The sequence below is a fragment of the Pseudomonas gebzensis genome, from assembly GCF_034427815.1.
GTDB lineage: Bacteria > Pseudomonadota > Gammaproteobacteria > Pseudomonadales > Pseudomonadaceae > Aquipseudomonas.
Genome location: NZ_JAXQNS010000007.1, coordinates 57,589 through 79,551, shown reverse-complemented (window position 1 = coordinate 79,551; position 21,963 = coordinate 57,589). Strand labels below are relative to the sequence as shown.

Sequence of the window (21,963 nt, the reverse complement as noted above, 5' to 3'; positions counted from 1 at the left end):
TAACTGGCCCATGCGCCGTCTCGCCGTGTTCCTGATCAGCCTGTGCCTGGCCCTCCCGGTGCTCGCTGCCGATGCCGCCCGCCCTGAACGCAAGCAAGCCTTCGGCGACGTGACGGTGTACTACAACGCGTTTTCCTCCAGCATGCTGCAGGCTCAGGTCGCCACCGATGCGGGCCTGGTGCGCAGCAAGAACCTGGGCGTGCTCACCGTCGCTGTGCTCAAGGCCGACAAGCCCGGCATGGCGGTGGTCAGCGGCACCGTCAAGGACCTCACCGGGCGCAGCAGCCCGCTGTCGTTCCGCCAGACCAGCAGCCAGGGCGCGGTGTCGTACGTGGCGCAGTTCAAGGTGGATCAGGCCCAGGTGATGGTCTTTGACCTCACCCTCGAGACCGGCGGCGTCAGCCATACCCTCAGCTTCAACCAGGAAGTGTTCCCAGGCGAATGATGAATTTCCAGCAGCTCGTATTGGCCAGCCACAACGCCGGCAAACTCAAAGAACTCCAGGCCATGCTCGGCCAATCGGTGCAACTGCGCTCGATTGGCGAGTTCAGCCAGGTCGAACCCGAAGAAACCGGTTTGTCGTTCGTCGAGAACGCCATCCTCAAGGCACGGAATGCGGCACGTATCTCCGGCCTGCCGGCGCTGGCCGACGACTCCGGGCTGGCGGTGGATTTCCTTGGCGGTGCGCCGGGCATCTATTCGGCGCGCTATGCCGATGGCCAGGGCGATGCGGCGAACAACGCCAAGCTGCTGGCGGCGTTGAAGGATGTGCCCGCCGAGCAGCGCGGCGCGCAGTTCGTCTGCGTGCTGGCGCTGGTGCGCCACGCCGATGACCCGCTGCCGATCCTCTGCGAAGGCCTGTGGCACGGGCGCATTCTGACCGCAGCGAGCGGCGAGCACGGTTTTGGCTACGACCCGCTGTTCTGGGTGCCCGAGCGCGATTGCTCCAGCGCTGAACTGGCGCCGCTGGAAAAGAACCAGTTGAGCCACCGCGCGCGCGCCATGGTGCTGCTGCGTCAGCGTCTGGGCCTGGCATGACCGACACGCCGTCCCTCCAGTTGCTCCATCCGCGAGCGACTGGCCTCGCACTGCCCGAACTGCCCCCGCTGGCGCTGTACATCCATATCCCGTGGTGCGTGCGCAAATGCCCGTACTGCGACTTCAACTCGCACCAGGCCGGGCCGGAGCTGCCGGAAGCGGCGTACATCGATGCGTTGTTGGCCGATCTCGACCAGGAACTGCCTGCCGTTCAGGGCCGGGTAATCAGCTCGATCTTTTTCGGCGGCGGTACGCCAAGCCTGTTCAGCGCCGCTGAGCTGGGCCGCCTGCTCAGGGGCGTGGAGCGGCGCATTGCCTTTGCGCCTGACATCGAAATCACCCTGGAGGCCAACCCCGGCACCTTCGAACAGGACAAGTTCAAGGCCTACCGCCAGCAGGGCATCAATCGCCTGTCGATTGGCGTGCAGAGCTTTCAACCGGCCAAGCTGGAGCGGCTGGGGCGTATCCACAATGGTGATGAAGCCATCCGCGCGGCCGCCATGGCGCGGGCGGCAGGTTTCGACAACTTCAACATGGACCTCATGCACGGCCTGCCCGAGCAGTCGCTCGACGACGCCCTGGGCGACCTGCGCCAGGCCATGGACCTGGGGCCGACGCACCTGTCGTGGTACCAGCTCACCGTCGAGCCCAACACGGTGTTCTGGAACCAGCCGCCGGAGCTGCCTGAAGACGATATCCTCTGGGATATCCAAGAGGCCGGCCAGGCGCTGCTGGCCGATAACGGCTTCGCCCAGTACGAGGTGTCGGCCTACGCCCAGCCCGGGCGCGCCGCGCGGCACAACCTCAATTACTGGCGCTTTGGTGACTTCATCGGCATCGGCGCGGGGGCGCATGGCAAGTTGTCGCTGGCGGACGGGCGCATCGTGCGCACCTGGAAGACCCGCCTGCCCAAGGACTACCTCAACCCCGACAAACCCTACAAGGCCGGGGAAAAAGTACTACCCGTCGATGAGTTGCCATTCGAGTTCCTGATCAACGCCTTGCGCCTGACCGAGGGCGTGGAAGCCGACCTGTTCACCCGCCGCACGGGCCAACCACTGGCACAGCTGGCGGCCGCCCGCCGCCTGGCCGAACAAAAGGGCCTTTTGCAGGTCGAACCGGATCGTCTGGCCGCCACCGCGCGTGGCCAATTGTTCCTCAATGACCTGCTGCAGTACTTCCTGACCTGAGGATGATTCATGGACGTGGTACTTGACCTGCTTGCAACCGCTTCGCGCTGGAGCCGCAGCCATCTTTCGGAGATTTCCCTGGCGTTCGTCGGCTGCCTGCTGGTGCTGTTCGGCACCGACATCAAGGCGTGGGCCGAGCAACGCATGGGCAGCCTCAGCGGGGCCCTGCGGGTGCCCGCCATGGCGCTGCTGGTGATGATCGGTAGCGGCGCTGCGCTGATCTACGCCACGCCCTGGGTATTGAAGGGGCTGAGCCAGTTCAACAATTACGCGCTGGCGCCGGTGTTGCTAGTGGTGATCGCGTTGGTCGGCATTGTGGCAGATCGGCGCGGCTGAACCGGCTCTGGCTGGCGCACGGAAAAACCGCCCGCAAGCGCCTCTCCCCCCAGCAAACGCAAATCATGTAGGAGCGAGCTCGCTCGCGAAGCCCTCAAAGCACCGGGTTTATCCGCAATGAACGCGTTGCCCAGGCGCTCATCGCGAGCAAGCTCGCTCCTGCATTGAGGTTTTTGTGAGCGAGCGTGTTGCTACGGCGCCTTTGAATGGCTGAGGTAACGGCACAAGGCGGCGCTTGACGCTGCTGAGCGGGTCAGGCCAGCTTCTCGAACTTCAAATCCCACACACCATGACCCAGGCGCTCGCCACGACGCTCGAACTTGGTGATCGGACGCTCTTGCGGGCGCGGCACGTAGGCACCGTCTGCGGCAAGGTTGCGGTAGCCGGGCGCGGCGTTCATTACCTCGAGCATGTACTCGGCATACGGTTGCCAGTCGGTGGCCATGTGGAACACGCCACCGGGCTTGAGCTTGCTGCGCACCAGCTCGGCGAACTCCAGTTGCACGATGCGGCGCTTGTGGTGACGCGCCTTGTGCCAGGGGTCGGGGAAGAACAGCATCAGGCGGTCCAGGCTGTTGTCAGCCACGCAGCGGTTGAGCACTTCAATGGCATCGCAGTCGTACACCCGCAGGTTCTTCAGCCCGTCGGTCAGCACGCCATTGAGCAGCGCGCCGACACCGGGCCGGTGCACTTCGACGCCGATGAAGTCTTGCTCAGGCGCGGCAGCGGCCATCTCCAGCAACGAGTGGCCCATACCGAAACCGATTTCCAGCGTGCGCGGGGCACTGCGACCGAACACCTGGTCGTAGTCCACCGGCGCATCGGCCAACGGCAGGATGAATTGCGGGCCGCCGACGTCCAGGCCGCGTTGCTGGCCTTCGGTCATGCGCCCGGCACGCATCACGAAACTCTTGATGCGGCGGTGCGGGCGTTGATCGCCCTCGGCGGGGATCGGCGTTTCTTGCGAGTCAGTCATCAGGGGCTCTTACTTGATCAGACCATCCAGCGGCGACGAGGCGCTGGCATAGAGTTTCTTCGGCATGCGGCCGGCGAGGTAGGCCAGGCGACCAGCGACGATGGCGTGCTTCATGGCTTCGGCCATCATCACCGGCTGTTGCGCGTGGGCGATGGCCGAGTTCATCAGCACCGCCTCGCAGCCCATTTCCATGGCGATGGTGGCATCGGAAGCAGTGCCCACACCAGCATCGACCAGCACCGGCACTTTGGATTCTTCGAGGATGATCTGCAGGTTGTAGGGATTGCAGATACCCAGACCCGTACCGATCAGACCGGCCAGCGGCATGACAGCGATGCAGCCGGCTTCGGCCAGCTGGCGGGCGATGATCGGGTCATCGCTGGTGTAGACCATCACGTCGAAACCGTCCTTGACCAGCACTTCGGCGGCTTTGAGCGTTTCGATCACGTTGGGGAACAGGGTTTTCTGGTCGGCCAGCACTTCGAGCTTGACCAGATTGTGGCCATCGAGCAGCTCGCGGGCCAGCCGGCAGGTGCGCACGGCTTCGACCGCGTCATAGCAGCCGGCGGTGTTCGGCAGGATGGTGTAGCGGTCAGGTGGCAACACGTCGAGCAGGTTCGGCTCGCCGGGGTTCTGGCCCAGGTTGGTGCGGCGCACGGCCACGGTGACGATTTCGGCGCCCGAGGCTTCGATGGCCTGGCGGGTTTGGTCCATGTCACGGTATTTGCCGGTGCCGACCAGCAGGCGCGACTGGAACGTGCGGCCGGCCAGGGTGAAGGGCTTGTCTGTGCGAACGTTGCTCATCGGGACTCCTTGAAGAAAGGGTGCAGGGCTTGCCAAGGGAACGCTGGGGCGCGGCCTAACCGCCGCCAATGGCGTGGACCACTTCGACCTGGTCGCCTTCGTTGAGCAGCGTGCTGTCGTGCTGGCTGCGCGGCACGATGTCCTGGTTCAATTCCACCGCGACGCGGCGCCCGGCCATGTCGAGACGGCTCAACAAGGCCGCAACGCTTTCGCCGGTTGGCAGTTCGTAAGGTTCACCGTTCAAATGAATGCGCATGCGCACGGCCACCGTTGTGCTTTTGGGGGCCAGCATTCTAGCCCCTGACGGGCTTTTTACCCAAGTCTGACGACCAGCATTCGGCTCAATGGCGACCGATCGGTCAGCCCAGGCGCCAGGCCGCCAGCCCCAGGCACAACCAGCCTGCGAGGAAGCACAGGCCGCCGATCGGGGTAATGATGCCGAGCTTGCCGATGCCACTGAGGGTCAGTGCGTAGAGTGAACCTGAGAACAGCACGATGCCCAGCGCGAACAGCCAACCGGCCCAGCCCACCAGACGGCCGGGCAACTGCACCGAGAGCACCGCCAGCGCCAGGATGGCCAGCGCGTGCACCAGTTGGTAGGTGACGCCGGTGTGGAAGATGGCCAGGTAATCCGTGCTCAGGCGGTTCTTCAGACCATGCGCGGCGAAGGCGCCGAGGGCGACGCCGGTAAAGCCGAAGACTGCGGCGAGCATGAGGAAGCTGCGAAGCATGGGACGACTCCTGGAAGTGGGTCTGTATAATGGCCGCTTCCCTCGGTCCGGCCAAGCCATCGTCATGCTGTCATCGCTCATCCGCCGCCTTACGCGGGCTCTGTTGTGGTTTGTCGCTGGCAGCATCGTGCTGGTAGTGGTCTTTCGTTGGCTGCCGCCGCCCGGCACGGCGCTGATGGTCGAGCGCAAGGTGCAATCGTGGTTCAGTGGTGAACCGATCGACCTGCAGCGCGAATGGCAACCCTGGGAGCACATCGCCGACGATCTGAAGATCGCCGTCATCGCCGGCGAAGATCAGAAATTTGCCAGCCATTGGGGCTTTGACGTGCCAGCCATCCAGGCGGCGTTCGCCAACAACGAACGCGGCGGCAAGCTGCGCGGCGCCAGCACCCTGACCCAGCAAGTGGCCAAGAACCTGTTCCTCTGGTCGGGGCGCAGCTGGTTTCGCAAGGGGCTGGAGGCCTGGTTCACCGGGCTGATGGAGTTGCTGTGGTCGAAGGAACGCATCCTTGAGGTGTACCTGAACAGCGCCGAATGGGGCCCTGGCGTGTTTGGCGCACAAGCGGCGGCGCAGTACCACTTCGGAGTGGATGCCAGCCGTCTGAGCCGTCAGCAGGCCTCGCAGCTGGCGGCGGTACTGCCTAGCCCGATCAAGTGGAATGCCGGCCGGCCAAGTGCTTATGTGGCAAGTCGTGCCAGTTGGATCAGCCGGCAGATCAGCCAGCTGGGCGGCGACAGCTACTTGATGCAACTGGAAGCAGGTCAGCGGTTTTGACGGGGGTTACTGACCTGCCCAGGTAGCGCAGGGCATCACCGGCTGCCATCAGCACAACCCCTCAGGAACGCTCACTGAGAGCGATGGCCAACGCCACCCGGACATGAAAAAGCCGCTGCCTGTCGAGGGCAGCGGCTTTTTTACAGCAGCATGTTTGCAGCAGCGTGATCAGGCTGCGATCAAGGCCTTGACCTTGTTCATCGCGTTCTTTTCCAACTGGCGAATACGCTCGGCAGAAACGCTGTACTTGTCAGCCAGCTCGTGCAGCGTCGCTTTCTCCTCGGCCAGCCAGCGCTGGTAGAGGATGTCGCGGCTACGGTCGTCAAGGCCGCTAAGCGCCTGGTGCAGGTTGGTCGAAGCGTTATCGCTCCAATCGGCATCTTCCAGCTGACTGGCGGGATCGTAGCGGTGGTCTTCCAGATAATGCGCAGGCGACTGGAAAGCGCTGTCGTCGTCCGCCTCGGCGGCCGGATCGAAGGCCATGTCATGGCCACTCAGACGGCTTTCCATCTCGCGCACTTCACGGGGCTCAACGCCTAGGCTTTCCGCCACGCGATGCACTTCGTCGTTGTTCAGCCAAGCCAGACGCTTCTTCTGGCTGCGCAGGTTGAAGAACAGCTTGCGCTGCGCCTTGGTCGTGGCGACTTTCACGATGCGCCAGTTGCGCAGGATGAACTCGTGAATTTCGGCCTTGATCCAGTGCACGGCGAACGACACCAGGCGCACACCCATTTCCGGGTTGAAGCGTTTGACGGCCTTCATCAGGCCGACATTGCCTTCCTGGACCAGGTCAGCCTGGGCCAGGCCATAACCGGCGTAGCTGCGTGCAATGTGCACAACGAAACGCAGGTGAGCCATCACCATCTGGCGAGCGGCTTCGACATCCTGCTGATAATAGAGACGCTCGCCCAGATCACGCTCCTGCTCGACCGTCAGCAACGGGATGCTGTTGACCGTATGCACGTAGGCTTCCAGGTTTGCACCCGGTACCAGGGCATAGGCAGGTTGCAACGATGTGGTCATTCAAGAACCTCCAACTTTAAGACATGTGCCTTGTGAGCACTGCCAACATTGACCCGCAAACCGGTACGCAAGTTCCAGGATGAAGAAATCGCTATGTTGGCCACTGACACTAGCGCGGTGCCAGCTCGTTCAAATGGCGAGCTACCGCAATCCACGCACCGATATACCCTAACAGTACAGCACCGATCAAGAGTGAAAGTCCATCCGACCCTGGTACGCCTGCGAGGGCGAAATCACTGCCATACAGGCCTGAAAGGCCCACCACTGCCTCGTTCAGCCAGTTCAGGCCGAAGGCCAGAATACCCCAGGCCAGCACCCCGGCACCCAGGCCGTAGAGGGCGCCCATGTAAAGAAAAGGCCGCCGTACGTAGCTGTCGGTACCACCCACCAGCTTGATCACCTCGATCTCTGTGCGGCGGTTCTCGATATGTAGACGAATGGTGTTACCAATCACTAACAGCAATGCAGAAATGAGCATCACGGCCATGCCGAACACGAAGCGGTCGCCCAGCTTGAGAATCGCGGCCAGGCGCTCGACCCAGAGCAGATCGAGCTGCGCCACATCGACGCGCGGCAGCTCCGCCAAGCGCTGACGCAAGGCTTCGAGGGCCGGTTTGTCGACCTCGGTCGGGGTCACCACCACCACACCGGGCAGTGGATTTTCCGGCAACTCACGAATCGCCTCGCCCAGCCCGGACTGGTGCTTGAATTCCTCCAACGCCTGGTCGCGGCTGATGTACTGCGCCTGCTCGACCCCGGGCATGCCCTTGATCTCATCGCGCAAGGCTTCACCGTCGGTGCTGCTGGCGTCGATTTTCAGGTACAGAGAAATCTGCGCCGCGCGCTGCCATGAGCCGCCGAGCACCTCGACGTTCTTCAGCAGCAGCGACAGGCCCATCGGCATGCTCAGGGCCACCGCCATCACCAGGCAGGTGAAGAAGCTGCCGATGGGCTGTTTGCCCAAGCGGCGCAGGCTGTCGGCCAAGCTCGCGCGGTGGCTTTCGGCCCAGGCGCGCAGCAGGCTGCGCAGGTCCGGGCCGTCATCGTCGTGGTTGCCGCCCTTTTTCTTCGGCTGTTCGGCGCCTTTGGGCGCGACGCGTTCAGCGACTTTGCGTGTCGGTATGGTGCTCATTGGCCGGCCTCCCCGTCACCGATCAATCGGCCGCGCTGCAAGGTCAGCATGCGGTGGCGCATGCGGGCGATCAGCGCCAGGTCGTGGCTGGCGATCAGCACGGTGGTCCCCAGGCGATTGATGTCTTCGAACACGCCCATGATCTCGGCCGCCAGGCGCGGGTCGAGGTTGCCGGTCGGCTCATCTGCGAGCAACAGCGCTGGCTGGTGGACGATGGCGCGGGCGATGCCGACCCGCTGCTGCTGCCCGGTGGAGAGGTCTGCCGGGAACAGCTCGCCTTTGTCGGAGAGCGAGACGCGCTCCAGCGCCGAGTCCACACGTTTGGCGATCTCGGGCTTGGACAGTCCGAGAATCTGCAGGGGCAAGGCGATGTTGTTGAAGACGGTGCGATCGAACAGCAACTGATGGTTCTGGAACACCACGCCAATCTGCCGACGCAGAAACGGGATCTGCGCGTTGCTGATCTGCCCGAGGTCTTGCCCGGCCAGCAACAGCTTGCCGTTGGTGGGCCGCTCCATGGCCAGCAGCAGGCGCAGCAAGGTGCTCTTGCCGGCGCCGGAGTGGCCGGTGACGAACAGGAATTCGCCCCGGCGCGCCCGGAAACTCAACTCGTGCAGGCCGATGTGGCCGTTGGGGTAGCGCTTGGCGACCTGTTCGAATTTGATCATGGGGTATCCCGCTCGGCGAACAGCGCCTTGACGAAGGGTTCGGCCTCGAAACTGCGCAGGTCATCGATGCCTTCGCCGACGCCGATGAAGCGGATCGGCAGGTTGAACTGCTTGGCCAGGGCGAAGATCACGCCCCCCTTGGCAGTGCCGTCGAGCTTGGTCAGGGCCAGGCCGGTGAGTTCCACGCTCTGGTGGAAGTACTTGGCCTGGCTGATGGCGTTCTGGCCAGTACCGGCATCGAGCACCAGCAGCACTTCGTGCGGCGCGTCGGCATCGAGCTTGCCGATCACCCGGCGGACCTTTTTCAGCTCTTCCATCAGGTTGTCTTTGGTGTGCAGGCGCCCGGCGGTGTCAGCGATCAACACATCGGCGCCACGGGCTTTGGCGGCCTGCACGGCGTCGAAGATGACCGACGCGGAATCGGCACCGGTGTGCTGAGCGATCACCGGAATGTTGTTGCGCTCGCCCCACACTTGCAGCTGCTCGACGGCGGCTGCGCGGAAGGTGTCGCCGGCGGCCAGCATGACTTTCTTGCCGTCGAGCTGCAGCTTCTTGGCCATCTTGCCGATGGTGGTGGTCTTGCCGGCGCCGTTCACACCCACCACGAGGATCACGTAGGGCTTGTTCTGCGACACCACTTTCAAAGGCTGCTCGACCGGGCGCAGCATGGCCGCCAGCTCTTCCTGCAGCGACTTGTAGAGCGCGTCGGCGTCGGTGAGCTGCTTGCGGGCGACCTTCTGGGTGAGGTTGCGCACGATCACCGAGGTGGCCTCGACGCCAACGTCGGCGGTCAACAGGCGGGTTTCGATCTCTTCGAGCAGGTCATCATCGATGACCTTCTTGCCCAGGAACAGGCTGGCCATGCCTTCGCCAATGCTGGCGCTGGTTTTGCTCAGGCCTTGTTTGAGGCGGGCGAAGAAGCCGGGCTTGGACGGCTCCGCAGCAGCAGGCTCGGATGCCGTCTGATCCGCTACTGCCGGCGTAGCAGGCAAGGACTGTGCGGGTTGCTCGACAGGTACCACAGGCGCGACAGCGGCAGGAATCGGCGCTGGGGCGGGCGTCGGCTCAGGTGCTGGTGTGGGTGCTGGCGCAGGCGTTGGCGCAGGTGCCGGTGTCGGGGCGGGCGTTGGCGCAGGTGCCGGTGTTGGAGCCGGGGCTGGCGTCGGCGCAGGTGCCGGTGTTGGAGCCGGTGTTGGAGCCGGGGCTGGCGTCGGGGCAGGTGCCGGTGTTGGAACTGGGGCAGGCGTCGGCGCAGGCGCCGGTGTTGGAGTCGGGGCTGGCGTAGGCGTAGGTGCCGGCGCTGGAACCGGGGCAGGCGTCGGCGCAGGTGCCGGTGCCGGTGTTGGAACCGGGGCAGGCGTTGGCGCAGGTGCCGGTGTTGGAACCGGGGCGGGCGTCGGCGCAGGTGCCGGTGTTGGAATTGGGGCGGCCGTCGGCGCAGGTGCCAGCGCTGACGTAACCTCCGCCTCCGTCAGGCCCGCCCGCTCGGGGATCACCGGTGGTTGCGCAGGCTCAAGATCCGGCACCAGCGCCACGGGCTCTTCGGCAACCGGCAGGACCAGGTTGCTGACCGGCGCCTCGGCTGCTGGAGCTACCCCTTCGGGCACTGACCCAGGAACGGCCCGCAACGTCTCGGCTTGGGGTGCAACCGGCGTCTCGGGCTGCACAGGCGCGGCTGGCTCCGGCGCAGGCTGCAGAACCTCGGCCTCGACCTCAGCCGCAGGCAGCGCCTGGGCTGGCGGCTCGGCGGCAGGCTGTTCTTCGGCTGCCTGGGGCTTCTTGCGAAACCAGCTGAACAGGCCTTTTTTCTGACCAGCCTCGGCCGGCGCTTTCTTGTCGTCGTTGGAACCAAACATGGAGACGGCTATCTCAAGGCAGCGATGAGCCAGCAGTGGCGCATCAGGAATTCAATAGACGCAGAACAGACTATCTTTGATCCGACTGGTTCATGCGTAACGTTTTGTCTTAAGGGCCCGCAGGCCAGAACGGCGACAGGCATGGTCGCCAGGCGACCGGATCAGTATCCTAGCACCTCCAGGCCCGCCGACGCTAAATCCTAGCGGGCCGCCGAACAGGTTGAACCCCCCTATGAATGCTCTAGCCCGCCGCGCTGTCGGCCTGCTGCTCGGCACCGTTTGCTTGCCATTCGCCGCCCTTGCCGCCGATACCCAGGCAACCCATGAATTCACCCTCGATAACGGCCTGAAAGTGGTGGTGCGTGAAGATCACCGCGCCCCCGTGGTGGTGTCGCAGATCTGGTACAAGGTCGGCTCCAGCTACGAAACGCCAGGCCAGACCGGCCTGTCCCATGCCCTCGAACACATGATGTTCAAGGGTAGCGCCAAGGTTGGCCCAGGCGAGGGCTCGCGCATCCTGCGCGACCTCGGCGCCGAAGAAAACGCCTTCACCAGCGATGACTACACCGCGTACTACCAGGTTCTGGCCCGTGACCGCCTGCCGGTGGCCTTCGAGCTCGAAGCCGACCGCATGGCCAGCCTGCGCCTGCCCGCCAACGAGTTCGCCCGGGAAATCGAAGTCATCAAGGAAGAGCGCCGCCTGCGCACCGATGACAAACCCAATGCCAAGGCCTTCGAGCTGTTCAGCGCCATGGCCTACCCGGCCAGCGGCTACCACACGCCCACCATCGGCTGGATGGCTGACCTGGAGCGCATGAAGGTCGAGGAACTGCGTCACTGGTACGAATCCTGGTACGCGCCCAACAACGCCACGCTGGTGGTGGTGGGCGATGTCAAAGTCGATGAGATCAAGGCCCTGTCGCAGCAGTATTTCGGCGCCATTCCCAAGCGCGACATACCGCCCGCCAAGTTGCCGCTGGAGCTGGCCGAGCCCGGTCAGCGCCAGCTCACCGTGCATGTGGCCACACAACTGCCGAGCCTGATCTACGGCTTCAACGTGCCAGGCCTGGCCACCGCCGAAGACGCCCGCAGCGTGCATGCCCTGCGGCTGATCTCGGCCCTGCTCGACGGCGGCTACAGCGCACGCCTGCCATCACGCCTTGAACGTGGCCAGGAGCTGGTCGCCGGCGCTTCGTCCGGTTATGACGCCTTCACCCGTGGCGACAGCCTGTTCCTGATTTCTGCCACGCCCAACGTGCAGAAGAACAAGACCCTCGCCGACGTCGAAAAAGGCCTCTGGGAGCAGCTCGACGACCTCAAGAACAACCCGCCCAGCGCCGAGGAACTCGAGCGCGTACGGGCGCAGGTGATTGCCGGGCTGGTCTTTGACCGCGATTCGATCAGCAGCCAGGCCACCACCATCGGCCAGCTGGAAACCGTCGGCCTGTCGTGGAAGCTCATCGACAGCGAACTCGATGCCCTCAAGCGCGTGACGCCCAAGGACATCCAGGACGCCGCCCGCACCTACTTCACCCGCGAACGCCTGAGCGTTGCCCATGTACTGCCCGAGGAGTCCGCTCATGAGTGATCGCAGCGCACCGCGCCAGATCTCTTTCAGCAACCGCCTGATCGCCTTGGCACTGGCTGTATCGGCCGTATTGGCCACACCCGTTCACGCCGCCGACAGCGCCAAGCCCACCGGCCTGCAAACGCTCAAAGCGCTCGACAGCAAGGCGCCCAGCCGCCGCCAGCTCAACGTGCAGAACTGGAAAACCGCCGAAGGCGCCCGCGTGCTGTTCGTCGAAGCCCGTGAACTGCCGATGTTCGACCTGCGCCTGACCTTCGCCGCCGGCAGCAGCCAGGACGGCGGTGTCCAGGGCTTGGCCACCCTGACCAACGCCATGCTCAACGAAGGCGTGAAGGGCAAGGACGTCACCGCCATCGCCGAAGGTTTCGAAAACCTCGGCGCCGACTTCGGCAATGGCTCGTACCGCGACATGGCCGTGGCCAGCCTGCGCAGTCTGAGTGCGGCCGACAAGCGCACGCCAGCGCTGGACCTGTTCGCTGACGTGGTCGGCAAGCCGACCTTCCCCGAAGACTCCCTCAAACGCATCAAGAACCAACTGCTGGCCGGGTTCGAGTACGACAAACAGAACCCCGCCAAGCTCGGCAGCAAGGCGTTGTCCAGCGCGCTCTACGGCAGCCACCCGTATGGCACGCCGAGCGAAGGCACCGCAGCGTCCATTCCCGGCATCACCCAGACGCAACTGCACGATTTCCATGCCAAGGCCTACACCGCAGGTAACGTGGTCATTGCCCTGGTCGGCGATCTCAGCCGCAGCGAAGCTCAAAGCATCGCCGCAAAAGTCTCTGCTGCCCTGCCCAAGGGCCCAGCCCTGGCGGCCCCGGCGCAGCCTGACGAGCCCAAGGCAGAGGTCAAGCACATCGACTTCCCCTCCAAGCAGACCCACCTGATGCTCGCCGAGCTCGGCATCGACCGTAACGACCCGGACTGGGCCGCGCTGTCGATGGGTAACCAGATCTTCGGTGGCGGCGCCTTCGGTACGCGCCTGATGACCGAAGTGCGGGAAAAGCGCGGCCTGACGTATGGCGTGTACTCCTCGTTCACCCCGATGCAGGTGCGCGGCCCCTTCACCATCGATCTGCAAACCCGTGCCGAGCTGAGCGAAGGCACGCTCAAGCTGGTTCAGGACCTGCTGACCGACTACCTCAAGACCGGCCCTACCCAGCAAGAGCTGGACGATGCCAAGCGTGAACTGGCCGGCAGCTTCCCGCTGTCCACGGCCAGTAATGCCAGCATCGTCGGCCAGCTGGGCGCTATCGGCTTCTACAACCTGCCACTGACCTGGCTGGAAGATTTCATGCAGCAGTCCCAGGCGCTCACCGTCGAGCAGGTCAAGGCCGCGATGAACAAGCACCTGGCCGCCAACCAGCTGGTAATCGTCACGGTCGGCCCGACCGTGCCGCAGAAACCACTGCCGCCGCCCACTGAACGACCCGCCGACCAGCCACTCGGCGTACCGGAGCACTAATGGCCAGAGCAACGACCCCCAACCGGCCGGCAACGGCCAGCAAAGGCGCCGGGCACTTGCGCATCATCGCTGGCGAGTGGCGCAGCCGCCGCCTCGCCGTGCCTGACGGTGAAGGCCTGCGCCCGACCCCGGACCGTGTTCGTGAAACCGTCTTCAACTGGCTGGCGCCCTACATCGAGGGCGCCCACGTGCTGGACGCCTTCACCGGCAGCGGCGCGCTGGTGCTCGAAGCGCTGTCGCGCGGCGCCGAGAGCGCCGTGGCGCTGGACAGCAACGCCGCCGCCATCGCCAACCTGAAGAACAACCTGGAACTGCTGCGAAGCCCTCGCGGGCAGATTCTGCAAACCGATGCCCTGCGCTACCTGCAAGGCCCGGCCAAGCAGCAGTTCGACCTGGTGTTCCTCGACCCACCCTTCCACAAGGACCTGCTCACCGAGACCTGCGCCCTGCTGGAGTCGCAACAGTGGCTGCGCCAGCACGCGTGGATCTATACCGAAAGCGAGGCCGCGCCTTCCACCTTGCAGATGCCCGGCAACTGGCGCCTGCACCGCGAGAAAAAGACCGGCCAGGTGCATTACGCGCTCTGGCAGCGTGGCTGACTGCAAACAGCACTGACGTAAGTAACACCGCCCCCCACCTCGCCTGACCGAAGCTGCTGCACCTTGATTCCCACACAAGGAGCACTTCGGTCATGCCCACCTCCCCTGCAGCCACGTCGCTCGTGCAGCACGCCGCGCCTGCTGCCACGCACCACTTCACGCTGGACAACGGTTTTCAGGTCGTCTTGCTGGAAGATCATCGAGCCCCCTTGGTCACGGCCCAGCTCTGGTACCACGTCGGCGCCAGCGATGAGCCTGCCGGGCAGTCGGGGTTGTCCCATACGCTGGAACATCTGGTCTTCACGGGCAGCCGCAAGCTGCCTCGGGGGCAGTACAGCAACGTGCTGGCCCGCCTCGGCGCGCACCCTCGCGCATTCACGCTCGATGACGCCACGCTCTACGTCACCACCCTGCCCGTGAATCGACTGGAGATCGTGCTCGAAGCGCAGGCCGACATCATGGCCCACGCCCTGCTCGACCCACAGGCCTTCAGCACCGTCCGCGATACGTTGATCAATGAATACCGGCTACGTGTGGACATCTCACCCGACGAGCAGGCCAACCTTCAGCACCTGAGGTTGGCGCACGGCCCGAGCCCGTATGCCCGGTCACGATACGAGGCGCTCGACGAGCTGCAGGCCATGACGCTGGCCCAGGTTCGGGACTGGTATGCCCGCCATTACCACCCCAACAACGCCACGTTGGTAGTCGCCGGTGATCTGACCCTGCCCGAGCTGCGCACGCGGGTCGAGCGTCATTTCGCTGACCTGCCCGCCATCGCGACCCAGCGCGCCGTCGCTTTCAGCCACTCGACCGCACTGGGCGAGCGCCGCCAGACCGTGCAGATCAAAGGCCTGCGTCCAGGCGTAGCGCTGAGTTTCAACACCCCTAGCCTGAGCACGGCGCCGGCCCCGCAAGCCGTGTACGCACTGCACGTGGCCCTGACGCTGCTCAGCACGGGCGCCAGCTCACGACTGCACAGCGCGCTGGTACGCGATGAGACCATCTTGCGAGGTGTGCTCAGCGAATTCGACTGGCTGGCTCGCGGCGACACCTTGCTCACCCTGCGGGCGCTCATCAGCCCCGGCCAGATCACCCCGCAGCAAGCGGGCGAGCGCATCCTGAACATCGTCAACAGTCTCATCCACCACTGCGTCACCGCCGCCGAACTGCAGCGAGCCAAGACGCAGTTGCTCGCACACCAGGTGTTTCGCCGTGATGCCTTGCAAGACCATGCCTACGACGTTGGCCGCTATCAGGTCAGCGGCGCCGGCCCGCAAGCGTTCGCGCAGGCGCGTGCCTGGATCGAGGCTGTCAGCACCGAAGACATTCAACACGCCGCCCGCCAGTACCTGACCCGTGAGCGCCTGACCGTGACCTACACACAGCCCGAGGAAAACGCCCAATGATTGCTATCCAACCCGCGTCCCGGACGGCCGACGATCTAACCTGCATCGATCCCGAGCGGCATACCGAGGCCATCGATTTCGGTACGCTGGAGTCGGTCGGGCGCATCGACTTGAGCCACCTGCCGAGCATCGATCGCCCTGTGCACCGTTGGCAGACCGCCCACGACAGCCGCGTGCGCTTCATCGAAAGCGCTGAACTGGAGATCATCGACATCGTGCTGCGCTTCGACGCCGGCAGCCGTCTGGACGGGCCTGCCCCTGGGCTGGCTGCGGCAACCCTGTACATGCTCGACCAAGGCGCAGACCACTATGACGCCCAAGGCCTGGCCACTGCCTTCGAAGACCTTGGCGCATCAGTGACCCGGCAGGTGCACCGGGACCACGCGACGTTGTCGCTGCGCTGCCTGAACCAACCCGATGTGCTCGAACCCGCGCTGCACCTGCTGAGCACGCTGCTCAGCCGCCCACGCTTCGACGCGCCAGCGCTCGACAAGATCAAGGCGCGCCTGCTCGCACACCTGAGCCAGGTCGAGCGAAACCCCGCCAGCGCATTGCAACGGGCAGTATTGAGCCAGTTGTTTGCCGACCACCCTTATGAATCCTACGTCTACGGTACCGTGAGCGCCGTCAGCGCGCTCACCCAGGACGACCTGCGCACGTTCCACCGCCGCGCCTACAGCGCGCGGAACGTGGATATCGCCGTGGTGGGCAACCTGTCCCTGGCCCAGGCACACGCCCTCACGGGCAGCTTGAGCGCGGCGCTGACGCAGGACTGGGCCGCGGTCGCATTGCCGACGCCGCGGCCCAGCGAAACCACACGACGCGAACTGCCCGGCGCCGGCAGCGGCGTGCAGGCGATGCTGGCCATGCCCTTGCAACTGCACCCTGGCGATCCCGACCACGCAGCGATGGTGCTGGGCTGCAAGGTGTTGGGTGGCGGCCTCGGTTCGCGCTTGTCGAGCGAACTGCGCGAGCGTCGTGCATTGAGTTATGACATCAGCGCCGTGCTAACGCTGTGGCGCGCCGGGGGCGTGCTGCGGGTGGAGTGGGACATCGCTGCCCAATACACCGAAGCCTCTCGCCGCCGGGTCCTGGCAATCATCGGCTGCCTGGTCGAGCGAGGCCCCAGCGCGGCCGAGCTGGAACGCGCCTTGAACCAGTACGCAGGCGAACTGCTACTCACCGCAGCACGCAACGATCGCAGCGCAGCGCAACTGGCTGAACACAGCCAGCTGGGGTTGCCGGTGGACTACCTGTCCCGGCACCTCGAGCAACTCCAAGCCTTGACGCCCGCGCAGGTGCACCAGGCCCTGCAACGCTGGATCGATGTGCAGCGGATGAGCTTCTTCACGGTCGGCCCACGCCAGGCACAACAGCATCTGCCCAGCCTTGCCGACGCATAGCGCGACCCATACCCGTCAGTTGAGCCGCGTCTGATGATTGCCGGCGCTTACCAGCCCCATCATTCAACTGACTGGCGTTGATCCTACAGGCGGTGTTTCGTGGCAAGCTGCCAGGGCTTACCTGGAGTCCCACAGCATGTCCACCCGCACCTCCCCTTTTCATCCCGCCACCGGCCTGGCCAACCCGCACCTGCAAACCCTGTGGGGGCCGCTGTGGCGCAAGCTTGCGCCCATCGAGCGCGAACGCGAGCGGCTGTGGCTGGCCGATGGCGACTTCATCGACCTGGACTGGTACGGCCCGCACCAGCCCGAGGCGCCGCTGGTGCTGGTGCTGCATGGCCTGACCGGCTCGTCCAACTCGCCCTATGTCAAAGGCCTGCAACTGGCCCTTGAGGCGCGCGGCTGGGCCAGCGTGGCGGTGAACTGGCGGGGGTGTTCGGGCGAACCCAACCTGCTGCCACGCAGCTACCATTCCGGCGCCAGCGAAGACCTTGCCGAAATCATCGAACTGCTGCGCGCCAAGCGCCCGCTGCCCCCCCTGCATGCGGTGGGCTATTCATTGGGCGGCAACGTGCTGCTCAAATACCTGGGCGAACGCGGCGCGCAGAGCCAGCTGCAATCGGCGGTGGCGGTGTCAGTGCCGTTTCGCCTGGACCAGTGCGCCGATCGCATCGGTTTGGGCTTTTCCAAGGTCTACCAGGCGCACTTCATGCGCGAAATGCTGGCCTACGTGCAGAACAAGCAGCGCCATCTGCGCGACGGTGGCCATCACGCCACGGTGGAGACACTCGACGGCCTGGGCTCGCTGCGCAACCTCAAGACGTTCTGGGAGTTCGACGGCAAGGTCACCGCACCGCTCAACGGCTTTCGCGACGTTCACGACTACTACAAGCGCGCCTCCAGCCGCTACTACCTGGCCGACAACCGCACCCCCACGCTGATCATCCACGCCAAAGACGACCCCTTCGTGTTCAGCCACAGCGTGCCCAGCCCTGAGGAGCTGGCGCCGCAGACGCAGTTCGAGCTGCATGCGCGTGGCGGCCACGTGGGGTTTGTCGAAGGCAGCCTGCGCCGGCCGCACTATTATCTGGAACGGCGCATCCCGCAGTGGCTGGTGGACGGGGTCTAGCGGGCCGCAGGCTCAGTCGCCCGTGGCGATTTCACGCGCTGGATCGGTGATCCACTCGCTCCACGAACCGGGATACAGACGGCCCAGGGGATAACCGGCCAAGGCCATGGCGAACAGGTTGTGGCAAGCCGACACGCCCGAGCCGCAATACGCCACCAGCTGCTCGGCCGGGCGCTCGCCCAGGGCGGCGGCAAAGCGTTGCTTGAGCTGCTCGGGCGTGCGGAAAGCCCCGTCGGCATCGAGGTTGTCGGTGAAGGCCTGGCACTGGGCACCCGGAATATGCCCGGCGACCGGATCGATCGGCTCGACCTCGCCACGAAAACGCGGCAGGCCGCGGGCATCGATCAAGGTCATGGACGGGTTGTGCAGGCGCTTGAGCAAATGTTCGGTATCGATCACCAGAGCAGGGTTTGCCGCGCCGCTGAAGGTGCCTTCGCGCTTGTCCGGCGGATCCAGGCTCAGCGGCAGGTGCGCCGCATGCCAGGCCTTCAGGCCACCGTCGAGCAGCGCCACGCCGTCGCGCTTGCCCAGCCAGGCCAGCAGCCACCAGGCTCGCGCCGCGAACAGCCCTGGGCCATCATCGTACAGCACAACCTCGCTGTCGGCACTGATCCCCCACTCCCTGAGCCGGGCTGACAGCTGCGCCGGATCTGGCAACGGATGCCGCCCGGTACGGCCCTTGCTCACCGCCCCGCTGAGGTCACGCTCAAGATCGGCGAAATGCGCACCTGCGATGTGCCCCTCGGCGTAGCTGCGCTGACCGTAGTCGACATCGTCCAGTGAAAAACGGCAGTCGAGGATCACCACCCCGGGCGCCTCCAGACGCTCGGCCAACTGCTGCGGGGTGATCAATTGCGCAAGCGGCATGACTAACTCCTTATCGATGACGGGGTGGCGCATAGCGAGCTTCATCTTACGGTCATCTGCAGCCCGCTGTGTAGCCGCGTGCGGCGCCGAGGCGCACGTGCCCGACAGCCGCGAATGCCCGCTCTACCGCCGGTCGGCCCCGTGACAGGCAATACCCGCACTGTCTACAGTGCCATCATTGGGCCGTGCGACTTGGCCGGGCGCAGTCGCTGCGCTACCATCCGACTCCCCAACGCACTCCTGCCAGGATCAAGCGATGAACCGAGTGTTGTACCCGGGTACTTTCGACCCGATTACCAAGGGCCATGGCGACCTGGTCGAGCGTGCTTCACGGCTGTTCGACCACGTGATCATTGCCGTGGCAGCCAGCCCCAAGAAAAACCCGCTGTTCCCGCTGGAGCAACGGGTGGCGCTGGCTCAGGAGGTTACCCGCCACCTGCCGAACGTCACCGTTCTCGGTTTTTCCACCCTGCTCGCCGCATTTGCCAAGGAGCAGGGTGCCAATGTGCTGCTGCGCGGGCTGCGGGCGGTGTCGGATTTCGAGTATGAATTCCAGCTGGCGAACATGAACCGGCAACTGGCCCCCGATGTGGAAAGCCTGTTCCTTACCCCATCGGAGCGCTATTCGTTCATCTCCTCGACGCTGGTGCGCGAAATTGCAGCGCTGGGCGGCGACATCACCAAGTTCGTGCACCCGGTTGTGGCCGAGGCGCTGACCGAGCGCTTCAAGCAATAGCCACAGGGGCGCAACGACGCGCCCGCGTGCACTGCGGGCGTGAATGCGGCACAATTGCGCCCTTGCTCAGTTAGCTACATGCCCAGGCGCGATGCCCCGGCCGGAGTCCCCATGTCCCTGATCATCACCGACGATTGCATCAACTGCGACGTCTGCGAACCCGAGTGCCCGAACGCAGCGATCTCTCAAGGCGAAGAGATCTACGTGATCGACCCCAACCTGTGCACCCAGTGCGTAGGCCATTACGACGAACCGCAGTGCCAGCAGGTCTGCCCGGTTGACTGCATCCCGCTGGATGAAGCCCGCCCGGAAACCGAAGAACAGCTGATGGCCAAGTACCGCCAGATCACCGGCAAGGCTTGAGCCGCTCCTGCAGCGCCCAGGCCGCCCGGCTCAACGCTGGCAGCGCAGGCAGTACACGCTCGCCCGCTGGCCCAGCTTGACCTCGCGCAAGGTCGTGCCGCAGACCTTGCACAGCTCCCCGCCGCGTCCGTAGACGAACAGCTCCTGCTGGAAGTACCCCGGCTGACCGTCGCCGCCGATGAAATCGCGTAACGTGGTGCCGCCGCGCTCGATAGCCGCCGCCAGAATGCGTTTGATCTCGCTCGACAAGCGCTGATACCGCGCCCGGGAAATCCCGCCGGCCTCGCGCCGCGGATCGATGCCAGCCGCGAACAGCGCCTCGCTCGCATAGATGTTGCCCACCCCCACCACCACCGCGTTGTCCATGATGAACGGCTTGACCGCCATCGAGCGCCCGCGTGACAGCTGGAACAAGCGCTCACCATCGAACAGCTCGGTCAGCGGCTCGGGGCCCAGGCGCAGCAGCAGTTCGTGGTTGAGCGGGTCGAGGCTCCAGAGCATCGCCCCGAAGCGCCGCGGGTCGGTGTAGCGCAGCACCAGGCCCGACTCCAGCTCGATATCGACATGCTCGTGCTTGCCCACCGGCGAGCCCCCCTCGACCAGCCGCAAGTTGCCCGACATGCCCAGGTGGCTGATCAGCGTGCCCACCTCGGCGTTGATCAGCAGGTATTTGGCGCGCCGTTGCACGCTGACGATGCGTTGCCCCGACAGGCGTACGTCGAGGTCTTCGGGGATTGGCCAACGCAGGCGGCTGTTGCGCACGATCACACGGTTGACGCGCTGGCCTTCGAGGAAAGGCGCGATCCCGCGGCGGGTAGTTTCGACTTCTGGCAGTTCCGGCATGGATCAGTGCCCGCTCGATTCTCGGATGTTCTGTTTGAGGCTGTCGAAGTCGTATTCCGACAGCCCGATGTAGTCCAGCACCAACGGCGCGATGGCGTTCCACTCATGGTCGACGCTCTGGCTGCCCAGCACCCGGTAGGAGGCGCAGATATGCTCGGCCATCTTGAGTATGGCCAGCAGATTCTTCAACTGCGGATGGGCATTGTGCGAGGACTCATCGCTGAACACGGCCAAGGCGTTGTGGTGGTTGGCGATGGCCATGATCAGGTGCTCCGGCAAACGCCACGAGCGGGCGGTGTAATAGCCGACCACCGAATGGTTGGTGTTGAGCGCCCGGTTTTCCGTGTCCACCACGCGCCAGCCTTCGTTGGCCTGCGCGTAGGCCTCCTCCAGCACGTCCATGTAGTTGGGGAAGCGCTTGAGCATCAGCGGCACGCCACAGTCGTGAAACAGCCCGAGCGCGTAGGCTTCATCGGCCGCCTGGATCCCGGTGCGCTTGGCCAGCGTCAGGCAGGTGTTGGCCACATCCTGGGCGGTGTCCCAGAAGCGGTTGAGTGTAACGATGGTTTCATCGCTCATCTCACCCTTGATCGACTGAGCGTTGATCAGGTTGATGATCGAACGGCTGCCCAGCAGGTTCACCGCCTTCTGGATCGAGCCGATCTTGTTGCTCAGGCCAAACTGCGGCGAGTTGACCAGTTTGAGCAGCGCGCCGGAGAGGCCTGGGTCCTGGGCGATCAAGCGGGCAATGGTGCCCAGGTCCGGGTCGGGCATGTATTGCTCGAACTGCAGGTCGACGAGGATCTGCGGTTGCGGGGGAATGCTGATGCCTTGCAAGGCTTGCTGTATCTGCTCGGGGGTCAGTTCGGGGGCCATGTGTACGTACTCGGAAAGATGCGCCGATTCTACCTGCAGGACAGGCAATCGTTGAGCGGGAACTGCGCTGGATGAACCATTTGTCACGGGCCGGCGCTCGGGCACGACCGGGCGTGGCCGACACGCTATACTCCCGCTCTTTTTTCCCCGGAGCGA

Annotated in this window: 24 protein-coding genes; 13 read left to right on the top strand and 11 right to left on the bottom strand. The window is 64.8% G+C overall.

Annotated features, from left to right (window positions below):
* The first annotated feature begins 10 nt into the window (after window positions 1–10).
* From SJI00_RS14645 to SJI00_RS14630, 4 genes are read left to right on the top strand one after another with little or no spacing between them, the layout of a single operon-like run.
* Complete coding sequence (locus tag SJI00_RS14645; RefSeq protein ID WP_322462428.1) at window positions 11–445, top strand: DUF4426 domain-containing protein; 435 nt, start codon at window positions 11–13, stop codon at window positions 443–445.
* Window positions 442–1,038 carry an RdgB/HAM1 family non-canonical purine NTP pyrophosphatase gene (gene rdgB, locus SJI00_RS14640; protein ID WP_322462427.1) on the top strand — a complete coding sequence of 199 codons (597 nt, stop codon included), beginning with the start codon at window positions 442–444 and terminating at the stop codon, window positions 1,036–1,038. Before SJI00_RS14645 ends, rdgB begins: the two co-directional genes overlap by 4 nt.
* Entirely contained in the window at window positions 1,035–2,228 is a 1,194-nt protein-coding gene (gene hemW / locus SJI00_RS14635; protein ID WP_322462426.1) for a radical SAM family heme chaperone HemW, read from the top strand. Before rdgB ends, hemW begins: the two co-directional genes overlap by 4 nt.
* Before the next feature lie 9 nt (window positions 2,229–2,237).
* Window positions 2,238–2,564, top strand: a complete 327-nt coding sequence (locus SJI00_RS14630) for a DUF3392 domain-containing protein (protein ID WP_312935981.1) — start codon at window positions 2,238–2,240, stop codon at window positions 2,562–2,564.
* A 253-nt stretch (window positions 2,565–2,817) separates the two neighbouring features.
* Here SJI00_RS14630 and trmB read toward each other — a convergent pair whose 3' ends face one another.
* The 4 genes from trmB to SJI00_RS14610 form a co-directional block, all read right to left on the bottom strand.
* On the bottom strand, window positions 2,818–3,540 hold the full coding sequence (gene trmB, locus SJI00_RS14625) for a tRNA (guanosine(46)-N7)-methyltransferase TrmB (protein ID WP_322462425.1): 723 nt from the start codon (window positions 3,538–3,540) through the stop codon (window positions 2,818–2,820).
* A gap of 9 nt (window positions 3,541–3,549) precedes the next feature.
* Window positions 3,550–4,344, bottom strand: a complete 795-nt coding sequence (locus SJI00_RS14620) for a thiazole synthase (protein ID WP_322462424.1) — start codon at window positions 4,342–4,344, stop codon at window positions 3,550–3,552.
* A gap of 55 nt (window positions 4,345–4,399) precedes the next feature.
* Window positions 4,400–4,600, bottom strand: coding sequence for a sulfur carrier protein ThiS (thiS, locus tag SJI00_RS14615; RefSeq protein ID WP_322462637.1), 201 nt, complete (start codon window positions 4,598–4,600; stop codon window positions 4,400–4,402).
* A gap of 103 nt (window positions 4,601–4,703) precedes the next feature.
* Window positions 4,704–5,075: a DUF423 domain-containing protein gene (locus SJI00_RS14610; RefSeq protein ID WP_322462423.1), complete on the bottom strand. Its 372-nt coding sequence runs from the start codon at window positions 5,073–5,075 to the stop codon at window positions 4,704–4,706.
* A 64-nt stretch (window positions 5,076–5,139) separates the two neighbouring features.
* On the opposite strand from SJI00_RS14610, the gene mtgA reads away from it, so the two are divergent.
* A complete protein-coding gene (gene mtgA / locus SJI00_RS14605) occupies window positions 5,140–5,850 on the top strand; it encodes a monofunctional biosynthetic peptidoglycan transglycosylase (protein ID WP_322462636.1) in 711 nt (236 codons plus the stop codon).
* 168 nt (window positions 5,851–6,018) lie between these two features.
* On the opposite strand, the gene rpoH is transcribed toward mtgA, so the two are convergent.
* The 4 genes from rpoH to ftsY form a co-directional block, all read right to left on the bottom strand.
* A complete protein-coding gene (gene rpoH / locus SJI00_RS14600) occupies window positions 6,019–6,873 on the bottom strand; it encodes an RNA polymerase sigma factor RpoH (RefSeq protein ID WP_312935976.1) in 855 nt (284 codons plus the stop codon).
* 109 nt (window positions 6,874–6,982) lie between these two features.
* Window positions 6,983–8,005 (bottom strand): permease-like cell division protein FtsX, encoded by a 1,023-nt coding sequence (ftsX, locus tag SJI00_RS14595; RefSeq protein ID WP_322462422.1) that lies wholly within the window; start codon window positions 8,003–8,005, stop codon window positions 6,983–6,985.
* On the bottom strand, window positions 8,002–8,673 hold the full coding sequence (gene ftsE, locus SJI00_RS14590) for a cell division ATP-binding protein FtsE (RefSeq protein WP_322462421.1): 672 nt from the start codon (window positions 8,671–8,673) through the stop codon (window positions 8,002–8,004). Before ftsE ends, ftsX begins: the two co-directional genes overlap by 4 nt.
* Window positions 8,670–10,094, bottom strand: coding sequence for a signal recognition particle-docking protein FtsY (gene ftsY, locus SJI00_RS14585; protein WP_491630669.1), 1,425 nt, complete (start codon window positions 10,092–10,094; stop codon window positions 8,670–8,672). Before ftsY ends, ftsE begins: the two co-directional genes overlap by 4 nt.
* Before the next feature lie 667 nt (window positions 10,095–10,761).
* Between ftsY and SJI00_RS14580 the strand changes: the two genes are divergently transcribed.
* From SJI00_RS14580 to SJI00_RS14555, 6 genes are all read left to right on the top strand, one after another.
* Entirely contained in the window at window positions 10,762–12,117 is a 1,356-nt protein-coding gene (locus SJI00_RS14580) for a M16 family metallopeptidase (RefSeq protein WP_322462419.1), read from the top strand.
* Window positions 12,110–13,582, top strand: coding sequence for a M16 family metallopeptidase (locus SJI00_RS14575; RefSeq protein ID WP_322462418.1), 1,473 nt, complete (start codon window positions 12,110–12,112; stop codon window positions 13,580–13,582). Before SJI00_RS14580 ends, SJI00_RS14575 begins: the two co-directional genes overlap by 8 nt.
* Window positions 13,582–14,181, top strand: a complete 600-nt coding sequence (gene rsmD, locus SJI00_RS14570; RefSeq protein ID WP_322462417.1) for a 16S rRNA (guanine(966)-N(2))-methyltransferase RsmD — start codon at window positions 13,582–13,584, stop codon at window positions 14,179–14,181. Before SJI00_RS14575 ends, rsmD begins: the two co-directional genes overlap by 1 nt.
* A 92-nt stretch (window positions 14,182–14,273) precedes the next feature.
* Complete coding sequence (locus SJI00_RS14565; RefSeq protein ID WP_322462416.1) at window positions 14,274–15,590, top strand: M16 family metallopeptidase; 1,317 nt, start codon at window positions 14,274–14,276, stop codon at window positions 15,588–15,590.
* Window positions 15,587–16,993 (top strand): M16 family metallopeptidase, encoded by a 1,407-nt coding sequence (locus tag SJI00_RS14560; RefSeq protein ID WP_322462415.1) that lies wholly within the window; start codon window positions 15,587–15,589, stop codon window positions 16,991–16,993. Before SJI00_RS14565 ends, SJI00_RS14560 begins: the two co-directional genes overlap by 4 nt.
* A gap of 136 nt (window positions 16,994–17,129) precedes the next feature.
* On the top strand, window positions 17,130–18,122 hold the full coding sequence (locus SJI00_RS14555; RefSeq protein WP_322462414.1) for a hydrolase: 993 nt from the start codon (window positions 17,130–17,132) through the stop codon (window positions 18,120–18,122).
* 12 nt (window positions 18,123–18,134) lie between these two features.
* On the opposite strand, the gene SJI00_RS14550 is transcribed toward SJI00_RS14555, so the two are convergent.
* Window positions 18,135–18,989, bottom strand: coding sequence for a sulfurtransferase (locus SJI00_RS14550; RefSeq protein WP_322462413.1), 855 nt, complete (start codon window positions 18,987–18,989; stop codon window positions 18,135–18,137).
* A gap of 256 nt (window positions 18,990–19,245) precedes the next feature.
* Between SJI00_RS14550 and coaD the strand changes: the two genes are divergently transcribed.
* Window positions 19,246–19,725 (top strand): pantetheine-phosphate adenylyltransferase, encoded by a 480-nt coding sequence (gene coaD / locus SJI00_RS14545; RefSeq protein ID WP_322462412.1) that lies wholly within the window; start codon window positions 19,246–19,248, stop codon window positions 19,723–19,725.
* A gap of 111 nt (window positions 19,726–19,836) precedes the next feature.
* Window positions 19,837–20,088 (top strand): YfhL family 4Fe-4S dicluster ferredoxin, encoded by a 252-nt coding sequence (locus SJI00_RS14540; RefSeq protein ID WP_322462411.1) that lies wholly within the window; start codon window positions 19,837–19,839, stop codon window positions 20,086–20,088.
* Window positions 20,089–20,118: 30 nt separating this feature from the next.
* Here SJI00_RS14540 and mutM read toward each other — a convergent pair whose 3' ends face one another.
* Both mutM and SJI00_RS14530 read right to left on the bottom strand, forming a co-directional pair.
* The gene (gene mutM / locus SJI00_RS14535; protein WP_322462410.1) at window positions 20,119–20,931 is read right to left on the bottom strand and encodes a bifunctional DNA-formamidopyrimidine glycosylase/DNA-(apurinic or apyrimidinic site) lyase; all 813 of its coding nucleotides are present in this window, start codon (window positions 20,929–20,931) and stop codon (window positions 20,119–20,121) included.
* A gap of 3 nt (window positions 20,932–20,934) precedes the next feature.
* Window positions 20,935–21,753: an HDOD domain-containing protein gene (locus SJI00_RS14530; RefSeq protein ID WP_322462635.1), complete on the bottom strand. Its 819-nt coding sequence runs from the start codon at window positions 21,751–21,753 to the stop codon at window positions 20,935–20,937.
* Between the last annotated feature and the right edge of the window lie 210 nt (window positions 21,754–21,963).

What these genes read in the sequence shown, in the direction of transcription:
- thiS (WP_322462637.1), bottom strand. Translation starts at nt 4,600, where the DNA reads ATGCGCATTCATTTGAACGGTGAACCTTACGAACTGCCAACCGGCGAA.
- ftsX (WP_322462422.1), bottom strand. Translation starts at nt 8,005, where the DNA reads ATGAGCACCATACCGACACGCAAAGTCGCTGAACGCGTCGCGCCCAAA.
- rsmD (WP_322462417.1), top strand. Translation starts at nt 13,582, where the DNA reads ATGGCCAGAGCAACGACCCCCAACCGGCCGGCAACGGCCAGCAAAGGC.
- SJI00_RS14610 (WP_322462423.1), bottom strand. Translation starts at nt 5,075, where the DNA reads ATGCTTCGCAGCTTCCTCATGCTCGCCGCAGTCTTCGGCTTTACCGGC.
- ftsE (WP_322462421.1), bottom strand. Translation starts at nt 8,673, where the DNA reads ATGATCAAATTCGAACAGGTCGCCAAGCGCTACCCCAACGGCCACATC.
- mutM (WP_322462410.1), bottom strand. Translation starts at nt 20,931, where the DNA reads ATGCCGGAACTGCCAGAAGTCGAAACTACCCGCCGCGGGATCGCGCCT.
- mtgA (WP_322462636.1), top strand. Translation starts at nt 5,140, where the DNA reads ATGCTGTCATCGCTCATCCGCCGCCTTACGCGGGCTCTGTTGTGGTTT.
- SJI00_RS14550 (WP_322462413.1), bottom strand. Translation starts at nt 18,989, where the DNA reads ATGCCGCTTGCGCAATTGATCACCCCGCAGCAGTTGGCCGAGCGTCTG.
- SJI00_RS14580 (WP_322462419.1), top strand. Translation starts at nt 10,762, where the DNA reads ATGAATGCTCTAGCCCGCCGCGCTGTCGGCCTGCTGCTCGGCACCGTT.
- SJI00_RS14630 (WP_312935981.1), top strand. Translation starts at nt 2,238, where the DNA reads ATGGACGTGGTACTTGACCTGCTTGCAACCGCTTCGCGCTGGAGCCGC.
- SJI00_RS14620 (WP_322462424.1), bottom strand. Translation starts at nt 4,344, where the DNA reads ATGAGCAACGTTCGCACAGACAAGCCCTTCACCCTGGCCGGCCGCACG.
- hemW (WP_322462426.1), top strand. Translation starts at nt 1,035, where the DNA reads ATGACCGACACGCCGTCCCTCCAGTTGCTCCATCCGCGAGCGACTGGC.
- SJI00_RS14540 (WP_322462411.1), top strand. Translation starts at nt 19,837, where the DNA reads ATGTCCCTGATCATCACCGACGATTGCATCAACTGCGACGTCTGCGAA.
- SJI00_RS14560 (WP_322462415.1), top strand. Translation starts at nt 15,587, where the DNA reads ATGATTGCTATCCAACCCGCGTCCCGGACGGCCGACGATCTAACCTGC.
- rdgB (WP_322462427.1), top strand. Translation starts at nt 442, where the DNA reads ATGATGAATTTCCAGCAGCTCGTATTGGCCAGCCACAACGCCGGCAAA.
- trmB (WP_322462425.1), bottom strand. Translation starts at nt 3,540, where the DNA reads ATGACTGACTCGCAAGAAACGCCGATCCCCGCCGAGGGCGATCAACGC.
- rpoH (WP_312935976.1), bottom strand. Translation starts at nt 6,873, where the DNA reads ATGACCACATCGTTGCAACCTGCCTATGCCCTGGTACCGGGTGCAAAC.
- coaD (WP_322462412.1), top strand. Translation starts at nt 19,246, where the DNA reads ATGAACCGAGTGTTGTACCCGGGTACTTTCGACCCGATTACCAAGGGC.
- SJI00_RS14555 (WP_322462414.1), top strand. Translation starts at nt 17,130, where the DNA reads ATGTCCACCCGCACCTCCCCTTTTCATCCCGCCACCGGCCTGGCCAAC.
- SJI00_RS14565 (WP_322462416.1), top strand. Translation starts at nt 14,274, where the DNA reads ATGCCCACCTCCCCTGCAGCCACGTCGCTCGTGCAGCACGCCGCGCCT.
- SJI00_RS14645 (WP_322462428.1), top strand. Translation starts at nt 11, where the DNA reads ATGCGCCGTCTCGCCGTGTTCCTGATCAGCCTGTGCCTGGCCCTCCCG.
- SJI00_RS14575 (WP_322462418.1), top strand. Translation starts at nt 12,110, where the DNA reads ATGAGTGATCGCAGCGCACCGCGCCAGATCTCTTTCAGCAACCGCCTG.